The sequence below is a fragment of the Spirosoma litoris genome, from assembly GCF_054776755.1.
In genome coordinates this window covers 26340-47352 of record NZ_BAAHBI010000029.1, presented here as the reverse complement: position 1 = coordinate 47352, position 21013 = coordinate 26340, and the positions used below count along the sequence as shown (strand labels likewise).

19 protein-coding genes are annotated in these 21013 nt (G+C 47.3%); 13 read left to right on the top strand and 6 right to left on the bottom strand.

The genetic code is table 11. The features are described from left to right. Nucleotides 1–107 precede the first annotated feature (107 nt). Complete coding sequence (locus ACYVGR_RS17150; protein WP_460958824.1) at nucleotides 108–1259, bottom strand: App1 family protein; 1152 nt, start codon at nucleotides 1257–1259, stop codon at nucleotides 108–110. Nucleotides 1260–1456: 197 nt separating this feature from the next. Between ACYVGR_RS17150 and ACYVGR_RS17145 the strand changes: the two genes are divergently transcribed. The 8 genes from ACYVGR_RS17145 to ACYVGR_RS17110 all read left to right on the top strand — a co-directional run bounded on the left by ACYVGR_RS17145 (nucleotide 1457) and on the right by ACYVGR_RS17110 (nucleotide 6793). Beyond that, complete coding sequence (locus tag ACYVGR_RS17145; RefSeq protein WP_460958822.1) at nucleotides 1457–1825, top strand: Rid family detoxifying hydrolase; 369 nt, start codon at nucleotides 1457–1459, stop codon at nucleotides 1823–1825. A gap of 120 nt (nucleotides 1826–1945) precedes the next feature. Further along, nucleotides 1946–3484, top strand: a complete 1539-nt coding sequence (gltX, locus tag ACYVGR_RS17140) for a glutamate--tRNA ligase (protein WP_460958820.1) — start codon at nucleotides 1946–1948, stop codon at nucleotides 3482–3484. Between the two features lie 62 nt (nucleotides 3485–3546). After that, nucleotides 3547–3909, top strand: a complete 363-nt coding sequence (locus ACYVGR_RS17135; protein WP_182459085.1) for a four helix bundle protein — start codon at nucleotides 3547–3549, stop codon at nucleotides 3907–3909. A gap of 39 nt (nucleotides 3910–3948) precedes the next feature. Next, a complete protein-coding gene (locus ACYVGR_RS17130) occupies nucleotides 3949–4242 on the top strand; it encodes a hypothetical protein (RefSeq protein WP_460958818.1) in 294 nt (97 codons plus the stop codon). A gap of 121 nt (nucleotides 4243–4363) precedes the next feature. Then, nucleotides 4364–5143 carry a TIGR00266 family protein gene (locus ACYVGR_RS17125; RefSeq protein ID WP_460958816.1) on the top strand — a complete coding sequence of 260 codons (780 nt, stop codon included), beginning with the start codon at nucleotides 4364–4366 and terminating at the stop codon, nucleotides 5141–5143. A gap of 160 nt (nucleotides 5144–5303) precedes the next feature. Then, nucleotides 5304–5594 (top strand): hypothetical protein, encoded by a 291-nt coding sequence (locus ACYVGR_RS17120; RefSeq protein WP_460958814.1) that lies wholly within the window; start codon nucleotides 5304–5306, stop codon nucleotides 5592–5594. A gap of 156 nt (nucleotides 5595–5750) precedes the next feature. Next, nucleotides 5751–6338 carry a gliding motility lipoprotein GldD gene (gene gldD / locus ACYVGR_RS17115; protein WP_460958812.1) on the top strand — a complete coding sequence of 196 codons (588 nt, stop codon included), beginning with the start codon at nucleotides 5751–5753 and terminating at the stop codon, nucleotides 6336–6338. Nucleotides 6339–6349: 11 nt separating this feature from the next. Then, nucleotides 6350–6793 (top strand): c-type cytochrome, encoded by a 444-nt coding sequence (locus tag ACYVGR_RS17110; RefSeq protein WP_460958810.1) that lies wholly within the window; start codon nucleotides 6350–6352, stop codon nucleotides 6791–6793. Nucleotides 6794–6864: 71 nt separating this feature from the next. On the opposite strand, the gene ACYVGR_RS17105 is transcribed toward ACYVGR_RS17110, so the two are convergent. From ACYVGR_RS17105 to ACYVGR_RS17095, 3 genes are all read right to left on the bottom strand, one after another. Then, entirely contained in the window at nucleotides 6865–8484 is a 1620-nt protein-coding gene (locus ACYVGR_RS17105) for an acyl-CoA carboxylase subunit beta (RefSeq protein ID WP_460958808.1), read from the bottom strand. A 93-nt stretch (nucleotides 8485–8577) separates the two neighbouring features. After that, nucleotides 8578–9570 carry an MlaD family protein gene (locus ACYVGR_RS17100; RefSeq protein WP_460958806.1) on the bottom strand — a complete coding sequence of 331 codons (993 nt, stop codon included), beginning with the start codon at nucleotides 9568–9570 and terminating at the stop codon, nucleotides 8578–8580. Nucleotides 9571–9742: 172 nt separating this feature from the next. Then, nucleotides 9743–10591, bottom strand: a complete 849-nt coding sequence (locus ACYVGR_RS17095) for an N-acetylmuramoyl-L-alanine amidase family protein (RefSeq protein ID WP_460958960.1) — start codon at nucleotides 10589–10591, stop codon at nucleotides 9743–9745. A gap of 83 nt (nucleotides 10592–10674) precedes the next feature. On the opposite strand from ACYVGR_RS17095, the gene ACYVGR_RS17090 reads away from it, so the two are divergent. From ACYVGR_RS17090 to ACYVGR_RS17070, 5 genes are all read left to right on the top strand, one after another. Continuing rightward, nucleotides 10675–14262: a putative LPS assembly protein LptD gene (locus tag ACYVGR_RS17090; RefSeq protein WP_460958804.1), complete on the top strand. Its 3588-nt coding sequence runs from the start codon at nucleotides 10675–10677 to the stop codon at nucleotides 14260–14262. Between the two features lie 319 nt (nucleotides 14263–14581). Continuing rightward, on the top strand, nucleotides 14582–14830 hold the full coding sequence (locus tag ACYVGR_RS17085; RefSeq protein ID WP_182459094.1) for a hypothetical protein: 249 nt from the start codon (nucleotides 14582–14584) through the stop codon (nucleotides 14828–14830). Nucleotides 14831–14885: 55 nt separating this feature from the next. Further along, on the top strand, nucleotides 14886–16553 hold the full coding sequence (gene gldG / locus ACYVGR_RS17080) for a gliding motility-associated ABC transporter substrate-binding protein GldG (protein WP_460958802.1): 1668 nt from the start codon (nucleotides 14886–14888) through the stop codon (nucleotides 16551–16553). 70 nt (nucleotides 16554–16623) lie between these two features. Then, nucleotides 16624–16833 (top strand): hypothetical protein, encoded by a 210-nt coding sequence (locus tag ACYVGR_RS17075; RefSeq protein WP_460958800.1) that lies wholly within the window; start codon nucleotides 16624–16626, stop codon nucleotides 16831–16833. Continuing rightward, on the top strand, nucleotides 16805–17326 hold the full coding sequence (locus ACYVGR_RS17070; RefSeq protein WP_460958798.1) for a DUF6169 family protein: 522 nt from the start codon (nucleotides 16805–16807) through the stop codon (nucleotides 17324–17326). The genes ACYVGR_RS17075 and ACYVGR_RS17070 overlap by 29 nt, the downstream gene beginning before the upstream one ends. Before the next feature lie 6 nt (nucleotides 17327–17332). Here the strand turns inward: ACYVGR_RS17070 and ACYVGR_RS17065 are convergent, their stop codons facing one another. Further along, nucleotides 17333–19012: a complex I subunit 4 family protein gene (locus ACYVGR_RS17065; protein ID WP_460958796.1), complete on the bottom strand. Its 1680-nt coding sequence runs from the start codon at nucleotides 19010–19012 to the stop codon at nucleotides 17333–17335. A 7-nt stretch (nucleotides 19013–19019) separates the two neighbouring features. Continuing rightward, nucleotides 19020–20927, bottom strand: coding sequence for an NADH-quinone oxidoreductase subunit 5 family protein (locus ACYVGR_RS17060; protein WP_460958794.1), 1908 nt, complete (start codon nucleotides 20925–20927; stop codon nucleotides 19020–19022). Nucleotides 20928–21013: the final 86 nt, after the last annotated feature.

The window sequence follows — 21013 nt, the reverse complement described above, 5'->3', positions numbered from 1 at the left end:
TAATTTCCTGATTTTCAGGCGATAGTCATATATAGCAGTAAAATTCTACGCTTGACTCTTTCTGACAACCACCTGACTAAGCTTGACAACCATCTAACCACTCTTGCCTATTCTTTATCTGCCCGACGGTCGGCCCGGATTTCAGGAATTGTGTCGGGATCGATCAAACCCAGAGAGGCTGCGTGTTCGGCGGCCGCTACCGTGTCGTTTACCAGCAACATCGGGACATTCTGGGCCGCTGTTGTTCGAATTAGCTCCCGAACCATCTCGTCCCGCCGATCTTCCGACACATCGCGAATGTAAATGGCCCGGATTCGACCCGGATTTTCGCGAACAACCTGTGCGTAAATTTCGGGATCTTGCTGACCGCTGTCGCCAATGAGCACAAAGGGCAGTTCTGGATTTACGTCCATCACTTTCCGAATCATAGCCAGTTTGTGCGTATGGTGTCCCTCCGACGAGAGGAACGACGGCGATATGCTAAAATCGCGTAGTAAAATTGGGCCTTTGGGAATGCCCTGAATTCGAAAAAAATCGACCAGCAGATCGTACAAATTCCAGGGGCTGCTCGACACAAAATAAATTGGATTGAATAGCGTCGTAACCGGCCCGCTCTGCAACGCCCGATAAAAAGCAGCAATTCCGGCAAAGGGCAAACGAGTATAGGCGTTGCCCAGAAATGTCAGACGGGCGGTCTGAAGCAGGTTGGTGGCATCCGTTACGAGCACCGTATCATCAATATCAGAAATTACCCCAAATTGGCTGAATGGGGGCGAAATCATCAAATACCCATCTTTCATAACCGGCTGGTTAGTCGTTTCTTCTGTTGAAACGGGCTGCATAATTCCATCCAGTGAATACCGAACCGGAAACCATACGCGACCAGGCGCCAGGTCGGTAGGTGGATGAATGGTCACCTCAAAATAACCATCCTTATCGGTGGTCGTCGTGTACGTTTGACTAAACGCTTCGATGCGCACCGTAACGCCCGGTACTTCATCACTCTCAAAGCGCTGGTAGGTAGCCAGTAAGTTTTGCCAGAACGTATCCCGATCGCTGGGTGTGCTTAAATCTCGCTGGCGCAAAACGCGGCCTTTCAGCCAAACTGCCCCCGGAGCAGGCCCGCCAAAACCGCGATAGTAAATAATTCGATACGGTGTTTCGGCATCCAGTCGTTCAGAAAGTCGGCTTTTGAGCCGATCAAACTGAGTCTCAACGTCAGTTGCTGTATTTACTAAAAAATCTTTCCAGGAAGACATAAGCTAACAATCAGATAGGTTTATAGGAGTCAGGACTCGTTTTTTAGCGAAGATAATGGAGCGATTTTCGGCCATCCGGGGTTTAGTGGTAACTTTGGCAATCGATAGACTATACCATTAAGTAAAGGCGGGTAATAAATTTGCCCTGATTGCCACTTGCAAGATTACTTCCTATCGACAAATCACTACTAAAAACTATGAGCAAGCAAATTGTTTATACCAATCAGGCGCCAGAGCCCATTGGACCTTATAGCCAGGCTGTTAAAGCGAATGGAATGCTGTTCGTCTCTGGCCAGGTTGCCATCGACTTAGCCCCTAAAGGCGATATTAAAGCTGAGACGTTGAAAGTAATGGAGAACATCGGTGCTATTTTGACAGCGGCTGGTCTGGATTATAGCAACGTTGTCAAATCCACCATTTTCGTGAAGGACATGAACAACTTCGCAGCTATTAATGAAGTCTATGGCCAATTCTTTACCAGCGAACCGCCCGCCCGCGAAACGGTCGAAGTTGCCCGCTTGCCCAAAGATGTTAACGTTGAAATTTCAGTGATAGCTGTACAATGAGTGAATGCGTGAATGAGTGAATGAGCGAATGAGTGAAAACATGCGTCAGCTATTCACTCATTCGCTCATTCACCGCTTCGGCGGCCCGGTCATTCACGCATTCGCAATTATTACTCTCCTATGTCAACTCCTGTACGCGTTCGTTTCGCACCTAGTCCTACTGGCCCGCTTCATATTGGCGGGGTGCGCACTGCGCTTTATAATTACCTGTTCGCCCGAAAAATGGGCGGCCAAATGCTTCTCCGAATCGAAGACACCGACCAAAATCGCTTTGTACCGGGAGCAGAAGATTACATTCTTGAAGCTCTACGTTGGGTAGGCATTCAAATCGACGAAGGTCAGGGAGTCGGTGGTCCACATGGGCCCTACCGCCAATCGGAACGTCGGGAAATTTACCAGAAAGAAGCTCAACGGCTAATCGACGAAGGTAAAGCCTATTACGCCTTCGATACGGCGGAAGAGCTGGATGCCATGCGCAAGCAGCTTGAAGAAGCCAATGCCCCTGCCGCGCAATACAATGCCATTACCCGGACAAAAATGCGCAACTCATTGACCATGAAACCCGATGAGGTTCGTGCCCGTATCGATGCTGGCGAACCATACGTAATTCGCCTGAAAACACCACGCAAAGAAGAAGTTCGGCTAAATGACCTCATCCGGGGTTGGGTCAATGTGCACTCATCGGCAATTGACGATAAGGTATTATTGAAATCGGATGGGTTGCCAACTTATCACCTCGCCAATATTGTGGATGATCACCTGATGGGCATTACGCACGTCATTCGGGGGGAAGAGTGGCTGCCTTCGGCTCCGCTCCACGTATTGCTGTATCGTTACTTAGGCTGGGAAGATACCATGCCACAGTTTGCGCACTTGCCGCTCTTATTAAAGCCAGAAGGCAATGGTAAACTCAGCAAACGGGATGCTGACCTCGGTGGCTTTCCGATTTTCCCGCTTCAATGGACCGATCCCACAACGGGTCAGGTAGCGAAGGGCTTCCGCGAGGATGGTTATCTGCCTGAAGCCACCGTCAATTTCCTGGCCTTATTAGGCTGGAATCCCGGTACTGAGCAGGAACTCTTCACGATGGACGAACTGATTGCCAGTTTCGACATTGCGCAGGTTCATAAAGCAGGAGCGCGGTTCGACATTCAAAAGGCGCAGTGGTTCAACCATCAGTACATTCGTCAGCGTTCTGATGCCGATCTGGCCCCCACCGTTCAGCAACAGGCCGAAGCTGCTGGCTTTGTTTGTTCGACAGAAAAGGCGGAGAAGATTGTAGCGTTGCTGAAGGGTCGTGTCAATTTCGCGCACGAAATCTTTGCAGAAGCTGGTACCATTTTCAACGCACCAACTTCGTATGATGAAGCCATTGCTACGGCGAAATGGAATGATGATGCCGTGCGGGCCGTAACCGCCTTCCGCGACGCGTTACAATCCTTTGAGGGTGACTTCCTGGCTGACAATATCAAACACACCCTGTCAGATACCATGCAACAGGCAGGCATTAAGCAGGGAAAAATCATGCAGGCTATGCGGCTGGCTCTCACCGGCTTAGGCGCAGGTCCCGACCTGATGCTGACGATGGAAATTATTGGTAAAGATGAAACGATTGGGCGGCTGGAGAAGGCGTTGGAGACATTGAAGGTGAATGTATGATGTCAGATATATGATGTATGTTTAAGTGACCAAAGTACCCACCTAAACATACATCATAGCAAATGAGTCAAAAAACGAATATTACTAAAGACAAAAGCTTTGCGTTTGCCATACGCATAATTAGGCTAGAGCAATACCTCCGAAAAACCAAGAGAGAAACCGTTTTAAGTAAGCAATTACTGCGAAGTGGAACCTCAGTAGGAGCAAATATCCGCGAAGGCTATAATGCGGAATCAGACGCCGATTTTATTCACAAGTTTGGGATTGCTCAGAAAGAATGCGACGAAACATGTTATTGGCTAGAGTTGTTAAACGCAACAGACTATCTTGACGAAAAACAATTCCATTCCATATATGCTGATGCCGAAGCGCTTCTTAAAATCATCAAGAGTATTATCTTGACCAAGAAACAAAATCGCGTTTAAGCCATACATCATATAGCCTATATCATATATCCCTTAATCATGGCAAAGAAAAAAACAAACCCCGATGAAAACGATAAACCTCGCGTTCATAAAGAACTCGAAGGTTTCGATATTCAGATTAACTCATTCGGCGAGATCACGACGAGTTTTGATATCGACCGGATCAACCAGTTTCTGAATAAAACCGTTGATGACAAAAAACTTCGCCATCGCACCGATCTGAATCTGAAAGGCGATTCCACGCCGGATGATCAAGAACCTGATGAGGAAGACGATGATCGACTCTTCGATGAGACAGATAACGATCTACCCGACGACATCAACCAGCGCTAAAAGCCCGACCTGCTAAAATGCCCGGTCGGGCTTTTTTTGTACCGCTTATCAGAAAAACTATTCGCGAATTGCAGGGGTTTATGTAGTTTTCCTTTACAAATAACCACTAACAACACTCAGTATGTACTCTCACGAAATCGACTACAAAATCATTGGTGAAGACATCCAAATTGTAGAAATCGAACTCGACCCCAACGAAACCGTTATTGCCGAAGCTGGCTCCATGTTGTTTATGGAAGACGGTATCACCTTCGAAACCAAAATGGGGGATGGTTCGCAACCTGATCAGGGTTTTCTGGGTAAACTCCTTCAGGCTGGGTCGCGTATGGTTATGGGCGAATCGTTGTTCATGACACATTTCACGAACCGGGGTGTTGGCAAGCGTAAAGTTGCTTTTTCGGCTCCCTATCCAGGTACGGTTATGCCGGTCAATCTGGCGAATGTATATGGCAACACGCTCATCGTTCAGAAAGATGCTTTCCTGTGTGCAGCTCTTGGCACAAAATTGAGTATTCAATTTAACCAACGACTGGGTGCGGGTTTCTTCGGTGGCGAAGGCTTTATCCTCGAAAAAATACAAGGCGATGGTATGGCGTTTATTCATGCCGGTGGCGTTGTGATCGAACGAACCCTCAATAACGAAACGCTACGGGTCGATACGGGTTGCGTTGTTGGTTTCGAACCAAGTATCAACTTCGATATTCAGCGGGCAGGAGGTCTGCGTAGTATGGTATTCGGTGGCGAAGGCTTGTTCCTGGCTACCTTACGCGGTACGGGTAAAGTCTGGATTCAGTCGATGCCAATCTCTAAACTGGTTCAGCGCCTATCGCCCGGTAGTGCACAAAGCCATAAAGAAAGTGGTTCGGTGCTAGGCCAGTTGGGTAATCTGTTTGAAGATTAATGTCTGAACCGCACGGGCGGCCCCGCGGGATTTTCAGGATTTAAATGATTTTCTTGATTTTTCTCTGCCATTCATCGTGGTGAAATATTAATTCAACCAGTTTAGGACATTTTTAGAAAAAATCATGTTAATCACTAAAATCAAATAAATCCCGGTTCGGATGGAAGTTATTTGCACTAACGACAATTTTGCAACCCCTGTACTGGCGTTTTACGCGGAGTTTGGCGTGCAAACCCCAAAACGCGATAAAATGTATACGATTCGTCAGGTAAAACGGCATACTACCGGCGAAACGGGTGTCTTGCTAAACGAGATTAAGAATCCCGACGTGCCTGTAAAACATCCGGTTATGGGCGAAGTCTGGTTTGAACCTACATTCAATATCAACCGGTTTGCAACGTTGATGGGTCAGCCTGTACGTCAGGAAGAACTAGAAGACGTAAATGCCTAACAGAATTTACAGTATATAGGCAAAGCCTGGCACCAAATCGCCGGGCTTTGTCGTTTTCTTTTTTGTCATGCTGACGAAGGAAGCATCTTCGGCGGCTGTGTGTTCTGCTTATAGCTACCGAAGATGCTTCCTTCGTCAGCATGACAAAAAACACTGGTGCAGACGTATTCACTCGCTCTTTTTATTGGTTTGGCGCTTGCTGCCTGTAGCAGCAATTCCTCCGAAAACTACGTTCCGAAACCAAAGGGGTTTCCCCGTTTCGACTTGCCCACAGCTCACTACACGCCCATCGACCCCACGCACCCATACCAGTTCGAATATAATAGCATTGCCCGGATTTTGCCGGATACCTTTGCCAGAGCAGAACGAGACTGGATTTTCATTAATTACCCAGCGTACCATGCCAGTATCCAGTTAACCTATAAGCCGGTTAACAATGACGTAAATCGCTTGCGGGCTATGCTTGACGATTCGTATAAACTCGCGGCTCGGCACAACATAAAAGCCTATGCGATTGAAGAGAAAAAACTCCGCTTAAAGTCAGGTCTGGAAGCAAGTGTTATTGACCTGTCGGGCGAAGTGCCCAGCCAGGTGCAGTTTATTACGACGGACTCAACGAAGCATTTCTTACGCGGAGCACTGTACTTCAACACCGCAACTGAAAACGACTCACTGCAACCCGTTATTCAATATATTCGCAAAGACATATTGCATCTGTTGAACACCCTGAAATGGAGAAAGTAAATTGATTTACGATGAGCGAATTACGATTTACGATTTGCCGGACATTGATCCTGGCTTTATTTGCGCTTTCAGCGGCTAATGCGCAAACGAAGAAACCGCCAGTTAAGGCACCGCCTAAACCAGCAGTCGCAGCAATAAAAGCGCCGGGACAAGTCATTTACGAACAAAACTGCCTGACCTGTCACCAAACAAACGGCTCTGGCGTACCGAATCTAAACCCACCCCTACGTGGTACCGATTGGGTTCTGGGCGACAAAACCCGACTCATCAATGTGCTACTGAAAGGTTTACAGGGGCAGGAGATTGAAGGCGATATGTACGATAATGCTATGCCTGCTCATGACTTTCTAACCGACGTCCAAATTGCTGACGTATTGACCTACATTAGAAGCAGTTTTGGCAACAAGGCCGACGCTATTACAGCCGACGAAGTTAAGACCGCGCGGGGGAAATAGTTTTTCTGTTTCAGGTTCAAGGTTCCATGTTTCAGCCAATAAACTTGAAACCTTGAACCTGAAACAAACTCTTACGTCTGAATCACGCCCACCGAGAAAGGTTTCGTGATAGGAGCATGGTTGGCCGCAGCAATCCCTTCGGAGAGAATTTGTCGGGTTTGAAGCGGGTCAATAACGGCATCGACCCAAAGGCGGGCAGCTGCGTAGTAAGGCGATAGTTGCGCGTTATATTGGTCTGTAATCTTGGTCAACTGAGCCTGTTCCTCTTCGGGCGTCATGGGTTGGCCTTTCGCTTTTTGAGCCGCCACCTGAATTTGAAGCAGAGTTTTTGCGGCCGACGCTCCACTCATAACAGCCATCTGCGCCGTTGGCCAGGCCAGCATCAATCGTGGATCATAAGCTTTCCCACACATGGCGTAATTGCCGGCTCCGTAGCTATTTCCGACAACGACTGTAAATTTCGGAACAACGGAATTGGCCATTGCACTCACCATTTTGGCACCGTCCTTAATGATCCCCCCCTGCTCGGCGCGGCTACCTACCATAAAACCCGAAACGTCCTGCAAAAACACTAACGGAATCCGTTTCTGGTTACAATTCATAATGAACCGAGCGGCTTTATCGGCGGCATCACCGTAGATAACCCCACCCATCTGCATTTCAGTCGGTTGGCCCGTTCTTCCTTTAGCCTTGACCACTTTGCGCTGATTCGCCACAATACCCACAGCCCAGCCGTCGATTCGTGCATAACCACACAAGAGCGACTGACCATAACCAGGTTTATACGCATCGAACTGTGAGTTATCCACAAGTCTATCCACAATTTCCTGCATATCGTAAGGTTTTACACGATCGGAAGGTAAAATCTGGTAGATTTCTTCAGGATTTTTAGCGGGAAGAGCTGGCGTAACGCGATCAAAACCTGCCGTTTCGTGATGGCCAAGTTTATCGAAAATTCGCTTGATCGCATCCAGGCAACTTTTGTCATCTGGATACTTGTTATCGACAACCCCAGAAATATCGGTATGGGTCGTAGCGCCACCAAGAGTTTCTGCATCGACATCTTCGCCAATAGACGCTTTTACCAGATAGGGGCCAGCCAGAAAAATAGACCCAGTGCCCTCTACAATCAGGGCCTCGTCGGACATGATGGGCAAGTAAGCGCCACCCGCCACACAACTGCCCATTATGGCCGCCACTTGCAAAATACCCATTGCCGAGAGGTGGGCGTTGTTGCGAAATGTCCGACCGAAGTGTTCCTTATCGGCGAAAACCTCATCCTGCAAAGGCAGATAAACACCAGCGCTATCGACAAGATAGATGATCGGCAGGTGATTCTCCATCGCTATTTCCTGCGCCCGAAGGTTCTTTTTGGCCGTAATCGGGAACCAGGCCCCAGCTTTCACAGTGGCATCGTTAGCCACAATAACACACTGTCGGCCCGACACATAGCCAATTCCCACAACGACTCCACCAGAAGGGCAGCCGCCGTGCTCAGCATACATGCCTTCGCCAGTAAACAAGCCAATTTCGACAAAAGGCTTATCTGGATCGGTGAGATAGGCAATTCGTTCGCGGGCGGTCAGTTTGCCTTTCCGATGCTGATCTTCAATTTTTTTCGGACCGCCACCAAGTTGCGTTTGGGCAGTTCGTTGGGCGAGTTCGTCGAGCAGGGGTTGGAGAGCGTTCATAAAGAATAGTGCGAACGGTCTGCCATTGCGCGGGACTGCCGTGCGGTGGTAATCCGCTCCTGAAAATTTAGAAAAGGCGGGGTCACTCCCGCTCTACTTTTTGGACGAATCGGCAGGAATAACCGTTGTAACAGTTGTACTGGCCGTCGGAGCTACATATGGTTTTTCTTTCTTGCCAAATACTGAAAACTGTACGTACCGTTTAGGATGCTCACGCAGATCGGTTAACAGTTTTTCCAGGCTGGCAGCGGTTTTATTAACGTTGCTATAAAGCGCTTCGTCGGAAGTCAGCTTACCCAATGAACCGCGTCCGTTGTTGACATCAGCCAATATGCGCTGTAAACCCTCAATCGTTTTATTGACAGTCCCTAAAGTTTGCTTCAATTGCAAGCCCTGCAGCGAATCGGCGAAGGTATCGGCTTTGGCCAGAATGGGCTTAAGTTGCTTCTCGGTTTCGACCAAAGAAGCCGCCAAATGGCTTACACTGGCCAACGTTGCTTTCAGACCGGCCCGATTTTCGGCAATGGTTAAATCGAGTGTTTTCACACCGGCATCGGCACTTTTCAACGTCTGATTCAACATAACACCTGTTTGATCAAACTGACTAACAACACGATTCAACTGGTAAGTCAGCGAATCTACGTTGTTCAGAACGGGGAGTGTTTTCTCCTTAATCAGCGCCGACAAGCCCGTTTCTTTAACAGCCAGTAACATACCCCCGTCTTCGAGTTCAGGCTTTTGAGGATCTATGGTCAGTTGAATCAACTTACCTCCCAACAAACCGTCATCGACTAAAATAGCTTTTGTTCCTTGTGTAACCCGAATGTCTTTTCGAAGCTCTACCGTAACCAGAAGCTTATTTCCTTTATTCTGTAAAATTTCTATTGATTTAACCCGACCTACTGATAAGCCATTGATTCTAACCGGATTAGAAGGCACTAACCCATCAATATTATCGTAAATAACCTGGTATTTATTTGTTGAATTAAAAAAATCCGAACCCTTTAGAAATCGAAATCCAAAGTAGAACATCGCCAGGGAGACGACAGCTAATAAACCTACTTTTACTTCCTGCGAAACTTTCATGCGTTGTGTGAAGGTGAACCGCCCATTGGGCTGTACCAACCAGATTGGTTAGACGTATAACCAACTTTTGAGTCCATTTGTCCCGAAAAGTCAGGGAATTTAGTGAAGCGCCTGTGTTATGTACCCTATGGTATGTCGAATACCTGACCAACTCAATCTATTGCGCAACTCCCTACCCTCCTGCTTCAATCTCTTCTTTATAGCGTAGGAATGCTTTATAAATGGCATCGGTCATTTCGTCCTGGCCCTCTTCTGATCGTAAATAATCCTCTTCATCAGGATTGGTCAGGTACCCACTTTCAATCAGTACGCTGGGCATCGTCGTTTTCCAGAGTACGATAAAACCAGCCTGTTTAACGCCATTACTTTTTCGACTGGCATTGTACCGAAAACTGCGCTCCAGTTTTTCGGCAAAATTAATGCTACTTTCAATGAACGCATGTTGGTAGTTAGCCAGCATGATGGTCGCTAAAGGCGAGTTAGGGTCAAATCCTTTATAGGTCTGCTGGTAATTTTTTTCCTGCAGAATAACCGCGTTTTCGCGTCGGGCTACATCCAGATTACTTTGGGTTCTGTGTAAGCCTAGTGTGTATGTTTCGGTACCATATACCCGACTGCTCGATGGGCTGGCATTGCAGTGAATAGAGATAAATAAATCGGCCCGATTTCGGTTGGCGATAGCACCGCGCTCATATAAATCGACAAAATGATCGGATGATCGCGTATAAATAACCCGAACATTTGGATGCTTCTCCTTAATTTTCCGCCCTAATTGCAGAATTAGGTTTAGGTTGATCGTTTTTTCTTTAGCATAACGACCATGTGTGCCAGGATCTTTACCCCCATGACCCGCGTCCAGCACAATAGTGCGGAGTTGGTTGGGGGCATTACTCGTCGACGAAGTTGTTTCGGTATCCTGAGAGCCAGCCCGGCGAATGGTGTCCTGTTTTAGCTCAGAAACTAAAAAATCGGGCGTAGTTAAGGCGAGTAGAGGAACTACTACCAAAACCAGCGTTGTCATTATTCCGGGAGCCGGCAGGTTCATGGGTTTAATAATATTTAACAGCCGAAATCGTCTCAAAGCAATAGGTAGGATAACTGTTCATGGATACCTTTGTAAGCCATAGACTTAACGGACTTTTGGCAAATATAATTTTTTTAATAAACTCGAAAAAAGCATACTTTATTTTGTGGTCCTTACACACACGGCCGATATGGATACAGACTGTTTTCAGTCTTGCCCTGCTTTTGTGTACGCTTAACGTGCTAGGGCAGGGTAAGCCATCAACTCAAAAAAGAACCATTCCCGCAACAACCACTCCTCGCTCACAAACAGCGATGTCGCAGGAGAGTGATCTGGAACGGGAGCTTAATCAGAAATCGTCTGTACCCAATCGCCTTGGTCCTAGTCCATCTAAAAAGAATAGCGTACCCTCCAATACAGTTCAGTCAACCAGTAGCGATACAATTCGGTCTCGTCCAGTTGTTGCCTCCAGTGATTCAATACGATTTGACTCACTAAAGGCAATTCGGTTTCAAGTGTCAAAACTGACTCCTCGAGGTATTCAGTTGGCTAACGTTTCCTTACCGCGTTCAATTTCACCGGCTATAGTTCGTCCGGAACGTGTGGCCGTTATTCCTTTTAAGCCCGTTTATACTGTTGCAATACCCCAAACTAGTCCTGTCAAAAAGCCGGTTATCGCCCAGATAGCCTCCAAGTCGCTTCCATCGAAACAAATGCAGCCGGGTATTGTTTCGCCCAACGTAGTTCGTCCAGAAAGCCCGATTAAGCCCAATCCATCTAAGCTAACGCAGACGAGACGAAATCAGGCAAAAACAACAAAACCTGGCAGTACCACAGCGCGTAAACCTACTGTTTCGGCTGATTCATCACAGATTGCTGCAAGCGACTCGGTTAGCGCGGATTCCACACAGGTACCCGACGCGTTTAAAACTACTGTCAACTATCAGGCCAAAGACTCAACTATTTATGCTGCTGATGGTCAAACTGTCGAATTATTCGGTGATGCCAGCGTGATTTATGGTGATATATCTTTAAAAGCCGACTATATACGGCTGAATTATTTAACCAACGAAGTCTACGCCAAAGGCCGTTACGATTCAACTGCCAAAAAACTGATCGGTCGACCCATCTTTCAGGATGGCGAAGGCAAGTATGATGCTAAAGAGATTCGCTACAATTTTCAATCCCGAAAAGGGCGAATTCAGGGCGTTATTACGCAACAGGGCGAAGGAAATATACGAGGTACCACGGTTAAAAAGGATGCTGAGGATAATCTCTACATAGGCAAGGCGATTTATACAACCTGTAACCTGGCAACCCCACACTTTCACATCAATGCCAGTAAGTTAAAGGTTATTCATAACACACAGGTTGTGGCCGGGCCGTTCAACCTGGTCATTAACCAGATTCCGCTACCCATTGGCTTACCTTTTGGATTTTTCCCATTTCCGAAGCGGAAAGAAATTGGGGTTTCTGGAATCATTGTGCCGCAATATGGGGAAGAGCCAAACGGGCGGGGGTTTTATCTTCGCGACGGTGGCTATTATTGGGCGGTTAACGAAAATCTTGGTCTTCAGTTTAAAGGCCAGATTTATTCGCGCGGAAGCTGGGGGTTAGGAGTCTCATCAGCGTATAACAAACGGTACCGCTATAGTGGATCGGTCAACCTGCAATTCAACCGTAACCGCTCCGGCGACCGGGTCGATACCACCCAAAAACCACGGAGTGACTTCTCGTTTACCTGGTCGCACTCACCCGTACCACGCGGACGGGGCAGTTTCTCGGCCAATGTCAACGTTAGTAGCAACAGCTATAACCAGTTTAACTCCTATAGTACCCAGTCGTACATCTCCAATGTAGCGGGGTCGTCGGTACAGTATAGCCGCACGTTTGGGCAATACGTACGGGCGGGTGCCAACGTACGGGTGAACCAGCAATTCGGCCAGGTGAATCAGGTAACGGGCGTTCGGGCAAATGGGAAAACGGACGTATCGTCAGACTTCAACTTTGGTGTGAATCAGATTGCGCCATTTGCGCTCAAAGGTGGTTCGGGCCGCTGGTACGAAAGTTTCCGCGTAGGCTTAGATGTCAGTGGGTCTATTGGCGTAAGCAATACCATCAAAACCCAACTCGATACAACCGGTTTAGGCTTCCCGGTTGTTACAGGCTTAACAACCATTAGCGCCCTTCAACGCTATCAGGATAGCCTGACCCGTGTTAATAATCTTCGCCTTGGTATTGTTGCAGCCGATCCGACTTTAATTGCCTTTAGCTTTGCCAATGCAGATCGAATCTGGCAAAATCGGGTGATACAAGCTCGCTACAGCATCCCCATAGGATTACCAAACGTTAAACTGTTTCGGTACATTAACCTGACACCAGGCATTTCGCTGCAAGGGAATATATACACGAAAAAGTTGTCTCAGAATATGGCTGCCCTCGAGGAGAACGGTTCCATAAAGATTGATACGGCCAGAGGCATTTATGCATCCTATAACTTCGCGACCAGTGTCAGTATGAATACGCGTTTTTATGGAACGTATTTCCTTCGAGGCAAACGCATTGAAGCCATTCGTCACACCATAGCGCCTTCTATTTCATTTAGTTATACGCCTGACTTTACAAATCCGGCCTTTGGTCAGGTTTTTACAGTTGTGGGCAAACCAGGCACAGCTACAAATGATATCTTGATGAGTTTACCAGACTACCGCCGTAAGCTATCGGTATTCCGGGGAATCGATGGCGCAAGTACTAGTAGTGCATCGAGTTCGCAATCGGCTTTCATTTCATTCGGGGTTGTAAACCAGTTGGAAATGAAAGTCCGAACCCGAAGTGATTCATTGGGGCAGGAATTTAAGAAGATTCCGATTTTTGATAACTTCAGTATTAATGGAAGCTACAACTTCCTGGCACCTGATTATAAGCTATCGCCGATCTCGGTTAGTGCTAACACTCAGATTTTCAAGAATATTAGTTTTAACTTTTCATCAACATTCGACCCTTACGCAACTAAAGCTTACGGTGGTACAGCCCAGTATTATTTCCCAACAACGGTAACTGCGCTAACTCCGCTGGCTTATTCGCCCTCTATTCTGGCGCTGCGAGCTGGGCAAGAATATACCGGTCAGCAATACATTCGGGTACCCAATCTGTACGCCTTCCAGGCCGGACAAGGTCTGCTTCGCTTAACGAACTTGCAGGCTTACGTGAGTGCACGCTTTGCTCCAAAACAAGCCGATAAGAAGAAAAGCAGCCCAAATGCATCTGATGCGACTATGAAAGCCATCAATAGCAATCCGGAGCTTTATGTCGACTTTAATGTACCCTGGTCAATGAACGTGAGTTATACATTTGGCCTGACCAAACTAACGCCTGAACTATCGCAGGTGGTGCAGGCGCTGACACTAACGGGTGATCTGAGCTTGACTCCAAAGTGGAAAATAACCATCAATACAGGCTACGATTTTGCTTATCAGAGCCCTACGCTCACCACCATTGGCATTAACCGCGACTTACACTGCTGGGAAATGGCGTTCAACTGGACACCTTATTCTGGTAACAATTTCCGTTCTGGTAACTACTCATTCGATTTACGGGTACGGTCCGCTATCTTACAGGAACTTAAGCTGAGCCGTCGCCGGAGCTTCTATGATCGGGGCGGATTTTAGACGTTATAACTGATCGTGGTTTTTCTAAATGAAGCTGTTTAAACTTTCTAAAATCAAGTACTAATCGCTACTTTTTTGTCATCCCGACGCAGGAGGGATCTCCGGTATTATGGTTCTTTAGGCAGTTACCGAAGATCCCTCCTGCGTCGGGATGACAAAAACACTACTAAATCAAAAGTTTAAACAGCATCAATATCACGATCAGAAGGTGTCAAGTATATTTATTTAAGAAAAAAGAATAATAAACAAATTAACCCCTTCACTAACAAGCGAAAAAGTACTAACTTGCCCTAACAATGCTTTTTTAAGACCGATTCTTATGACTGACCGGGACAAACAACGGCTTGACGAACTAGAAGTAAAAACAGCTTATTTACTGGCCCGGCAAGATCAGCAGGAAGCTAAAATGAGTCAAATTATGGCGCGGCTAGTCTACCTCGAAGCTCGTCAGTATCGGCTTATGAAGGAACTCGGTATTCAACCCGAAAAACTCGATACGCCCCAAACTGCTCAGGATGATGCCCAGGCCATCAACCTAACGAGTATTCCAGAACAACGACTGAATTAGTGAAAACTAGCCTACAGATACATAGGTTAGCGTATTCGTTCGTTATAGTTTCCGTATGAAATCCGCTCTCTCGCGCACACTCCTTATTGTTGCGATATTAATTGCCGTCAATATACTGTCGGCCTTTGTCTTTTTTCGGCTCGATTTAACTCAGGAAAAACGGTATACCCTTTCTGAAGCCACACAGACATTGTTGGCCAATTTGCCCGATGACGTTCATATCGATGTGTATTTAACGGGCGATCTTCCTCCCGGATTTAAACGGCTCGAAAATGCCGTTCAGGAAACCTTAGACGGCTTTCAAGCTGAAGCGGGTACTAAAATCACCTATCGATTTATTAATCCTGATGACGTTACTAGTCCCGATGCGAAGAATAAGCTAATTGACAAATTACAGCAACGAGGCCTTTTCCCCACAAACCTGTTTGATAATGAAGGAGGAAAGCGTACCGAAAAGTTGATATTTCCAGGCGCGATTGTCTCTTATCAGGGTAAAGAAACACCTGTACTCCTGCTCAAAGGGAACAAAGCCGCTTCACCACAGGAACAATTAAATCAGTCGTATGAAGGGGTTGAGTTTCAACTAGCCTCGGCGATTCAGAAGCTGACGCAGACCAAAGAAAATCGCCATCGGGTGGGTTTGTTATATGGGCATACTCAAGTGCCACCTTCTCGTTTTTCGGATTTGCTTGCATCAGTCCAACAGAATTACGAACTGTTTTTCGTTGACATGACCAAGCCCGGCCCCATTACCGGCCTGGATCTGGTACTAGTTCCAAAACCCGATAAGGCTTTTTCAGAAGATGAAATCTTTAAGCTTGACCAATTTGTCGTAAACGGGGGGCGAGCGCTGTTTTTCGTGGATGGCCAACGCGTTGATAGTGTTAGTAACGAAGGCACCTATGCCCAACCGCTGAGCCTGAATCTTGACGACTTATTCTTTCGTTGGGGGGTTCGTATTAATCGCGATGTCGTGAAGGATTTGTACTGCGCACCTATTCCGCTCAACGTAGGCAATCTGGGCGACAAGCCTAATATTCAACTAGTTCCCTGGCGGTTTTACCCTCGACTTAACAATTTCGGCACATCCGGCAATCCGATTGTCCGTAACCTGGATGCTGTGGTAGGGCATTTTGTAAGTACCCTCGATACGGTTCGATCAGCGGGTATTCAGAAAACACCTTTGCTGTTAACCTCCCCCTATACGAAACTACTAAAAACACCAGCACTGATTTCGTATAATGAAGCTCGTCAGCAACCAGATCCGCAAACGTACAACGAGGGCACTCACATTATCGGTTGTTTGCTTGAAGGTAAATTCCAATCGTTGTTCGCCAATCGAATTCTACCCGGCGACCCACGCGCTGCTGGCTTTAAAGCAGAGGGTATAGCTTCCCGGATACTGATCTGTTCCGACGGTGACCTGATCATTAATGATGTGGATTACAAACGTCAAACGCCTTATCCACTCGGCTTCGATCGTTACACGCGTACTACCTACGCGAACAAAGATTTCGCCTTAAACGCCATTGACTATCTGGTCGATCCAAACGGCGTAATCGAAGCTCGTAATCGAACCATCACGTTACGTCCTTTAGACAAAATTCGCGTCGACGCAGGTCGTACAGGCTGGCAGGCGCTTAATCTTCTGGGACCACTGGCCCTGTTAGGAATTGTAGGATTAGTTTGGCAGGTAGTTCGGCGCAGACAGTATGGTCAGTGAACACAAGGAACTGTCAATCCTTTGTATGCTGTTCAATGTGTATATTTACCTGCTAACGACTGAGATACTAATGGAAACCAATCAGCAAACTCCCATAGCTCAACCGACTCCTGAACTCACAGCGCATGAGCGGGCTGTAGCGATTATGAAACGGCTAGTGGCCGATAAACGTCAGGCGGAAAAGGACATCGTTGAAAAATTTCACACAGATCCACTAATTCAGGCCGCTGTGGCAGAACTAAAGCGCAGACGTGAAGAGCGAGGAACAGCAGTCATCTAAGTATGATTTTATTTATGTGGGGGGTGAACGAAATTCTTACACCTTTATCACCGACTTATTAATTACTTACGAGATTCAGTTTAAACCAACACCTTATCTGTTTGGTGAGGATTTTGTATTGGCTGATGACATTGTTGAGCTAGTTATAAAAGTAGCTCACAACCCAACGGAACGGCGCCCTCCGCTCGACGCCCTCATTGCTCCAACGGTTGCCGCTATTATCAATGATTTTTATCAAAAGAGCAGCTTAACGATCACGATTTTCATTTGTGATACGGCTGACCGAAAACATGAAGCTCGCTGGCGAAAATTCAATCGCTGGTATGATCATTTTGCTGCCACTGACTACGTTCGAATCGACGATGCTTTTCGAGATACTAAAGAGGAGTTACTCTACCATTGTGCCCTGATCGCTAAAAAAGGTAATCCATATTTACGTGAAGTTGGATTAGCCTTTCTTGATCTAATGGCTGATTTTAACGCAGCTAAGTAAGGAGGATTACTCCACCGAAAACTTCACCAGCCATTGCCCTACTGTTGCACTGGTCAGGTTAAAAATCAGATTTGGAAATAAGCCCAATAGCAATGCCATTACCCCCAACGGAATGAGCATGAGTTTTTCGCGGGTGGTTAAATCGGAGAGGACCGCCGTTATCCCAGCTTGCGATTCGAAGGGGCGAACCCAGGTAGGGCCAAAAAACATGCGTTGAAGTGTCCACAGAAAATAAGCGGCCGCCAGCAGAATGCCTGTAGTGGCAATAGCTGTCATCCAACCCGGCAGCCAGCTCGATTGAAAACCGCCCATCAGGGTGAATAATTCACCCACAAATCCGGAGAAACCTGGCAAGCCGAGCGAGGCAAAAAAGGCAATAACGGTAAGTGTTGTATACCGTGGCATAGGCTGCATCAGACCACGATACGAGTCAATCTGACGATCGTGAGTACGATCATACAGAACGCCGACAATCAGGAACAGCATCGCCGACAATACGCCGTGACTCACCATTTGATAGATAGCGCCATTGATACCCTCCGCCGTCAGCGACGCAATACCTAGCAAAACAAAGCCCATGTGCGATACCGACGAGTAGGCGATCATCTTTTTAAGGTCACTCTGCGCCAGTGCGTTTAAGCCGCCGTATACGATTGATAATACACCCAATCCACCTAACGTCTGCGCATATTCGGCAGCTCCGTCGGGAAAGAAATCCCACACAATTCGCAGAAAACCATAACCACCAATTTTCAGCAACACACCAGCCAGTACAACCGATACCGGCGTAGGGGCTTCAACGTGCGCGTCGGGCAACCAGGTATGCACGGGAACAATAGGCAACTTAATAGCAAACCCTATGAACACGGCCCAAAAGGCCAGCATTCGGGCGGGTAAACCGAGGATGATCGGTTCAGCGGCTGGGTTCAGAAAGGCGTTCGGCAAATAATTGCTCCCGTCAGCCAGATAACGCATATCGAAAGTGTGTACGATCTGCGCTGGATTTAACTGACCATTTTGCAAATACGTCTGCAACGTACGAACCACATCGTCGGAGACCGACGATGGGTCAGCCACCAGGCCGGCAACAACTGCTGTACTGACGGGGTCCATGACAGACAAGTACAGGCCAATCATGACCAATAAAATCAGCAACGAACCCAGTAGTGTGTAGAGAAAAAATTTGATCGATGCATACTCCCGGCGTGGGCCACCCCACAAACCAATCAGGAAGTACATCGGCAAAAGCATGAATTCGAAGAACAGGAAAAACAGGAAGAAATCGAGCGCGACGAAACAGCCCATAATAGTCCCTGTCAGCAATAAATAGAGCGCGTAGTAAGCTTTAGCTCGGTGTGTCAGCGACCAGGAAGAAATAACGCCAACAAGCATCACTACTGCCGATAACACAACTAGCGGTAGGCTAATCCCATCGACACCAACCAAATAGTCAATAGAGGCTATGCCCAGCCTTCCAAGGGGTAAGGTGATCCAGTTAGCCTGTTCAAGAAGTTGGTAACCCGCCATGCTGGCATCGAATGTTACATAAGCGGCACTGGCCAAAACAACTTCAGCAAAAGTTATTCCTAAGGCTATCCAACGAAACCGTACCGACAGACCTTCTGGCAGCAATGCCACTGCCAGCGAGCCGAGTAACGGAATAAAAATAAGTAATGAAAGAATCATATATACCCTATAGAATCCACCAAAGTACCACTAGTAATCCAATTACAGCCGCCGTAATGTACGACTGCACCTGGCCATTTTGCACAGAACGCGTTACTCGCCCAAGTTGGCCAGCCAGCCAGGCGATACCATTCACAAGGCCATCAACAACAGATCGGTCGAGCACGCGCGTCAAGTGGGCCAAAACGACCGTAGAAACGCCTACCCTATTGACTAAGCCATCAACAACGCGCTTATCTGCCCGACTCAGGGAAGCCGCCAGCCTATGTGTTGGGCTAATGATAAGGTATTTATACACCTCATCTAAAAACCCGTACGAAATCGATAGCTGAACAAACAGGGAATTCGCAGAGGGTTCAGTCATTCGAAAACCAATCCACCCGCCGATCAAAACAAGACCAATCGAAACCGGAGCCAGCCACCAGAAGGAAGCCTCCTCAACCAAAGGTAGTATCTGAAAAAACCAACTCTCATGCGCTGAGAGCGGGTTGATTGAAAACCAGAACCCGATCGACAAAATAGCTAACAGAACTACAGGGCCACGCATGAGCCAATCGGGTTCGTGTGCCTGAGTCAGCGGAATTTCTTTATTGCGATAATCGCCAAAGAAAATAAGCCGCCACTGCCGGGCCATATAAAGCGCCGTAAGTCCCGAAGAGAGCAAAAGAATTATCGGGATGCCGTAGGCTAATGGAGTGTCCTGACTCGTAGCCCAACTAAATGCTCCCCCTAAAATCGCTTCTTTCGATAGAAATCCAGACAGCAAAGGCAGTCCAGATAAAGCCGCAGCACATATCGTATAACCAATGAACGTGGTTGACAGCACCTTTTGTAGCCCTCCCATATGCCGCATGTCCTGCGTATGCACAGCGTGGATGACAGCCCCGGCGCTGAGAAATAAGCCTGCTTTGAAAAAAGCATGTGTCAGTAAGTGGAACATAGCTCCGCTTACATTTCCGGTTCCCATACCAACCACCATCAAGCCCAGTTGCGAGACTGTCGAGAAGGCTAGAACTTTCTTTATATCTGTCTGAAAAAGGGCCGAATAACCACCCCAAAGCGTCGTAATGGTGCCTACTAAGGTGATAACAACTAAGGCATCGGGCGATAATAACGGGTGAATTCGGGCGAGCAGAAAAATCCCGGCGGCAACCATTGTGGCAGCGTGCAACAAAGCCGATACAGGCGTGGGGCCCTCCATCGCATCCGGAAGCCAAGTCAGTAACGGGAATTGGGCCGATTTACCAACACAGCCCATAAACAGACAAAGCCCCAGCGCAGTTGGTGTAATAAGCCCTGCACTTTTTACTGTCAGCGCGTCGAAGTCGAGTGTCTCGAAGTAATAGTAGGTAAGGAAAATACCAATCAGAAAACCAATATCACCTACCCGATTCATCAGGAAGGCTTTCATGGCCGCTTTTGAAGCAGCCTTCCGTTCAGCATAAAATCCGATTAACAGATACGATGCTAAACCTACCAATTCCCAGAAGGCATACATGATGAGCAAATTACCAGCCATCACAATGCCGAGCATGGAACCAATAAACAACTGTAAGTAGGCAAAATACCGGCGCAGTTTTGGCTCGTCATGCAGATAGGAAACGGAATAGATTTCGACAAGTAAGGCCACAAAGTGCACCAGAATGAGCATCATGGCAGTCATCGCATCGACCCGAAAGCTCATGGGAAACGATACTCCTGACAGGATTGCCCAATTCAACGGGACAACTACTGACTGCTCTGTTAAATTTAATGCCAACAGAATTGATAAGATCAAGCCAGCGCTGGTCAGTATAATAGCCAGTCTCTTCGCTACACGGCGGCTTGCCACCGCCAATACCAGAAATCCAGCAAAAGGTAGTGCAGGCAAGACGAGCGTTAGCAGGTGAAGTAGTTGAGAATTATCAACGGGCATTCGTAGTCGGTCGGAATTGGCCGCAAATATCCCGATTATACCGTGTGGAAGCAAATCGCATGGCAGTCTCTCCCGCCTTATTTACT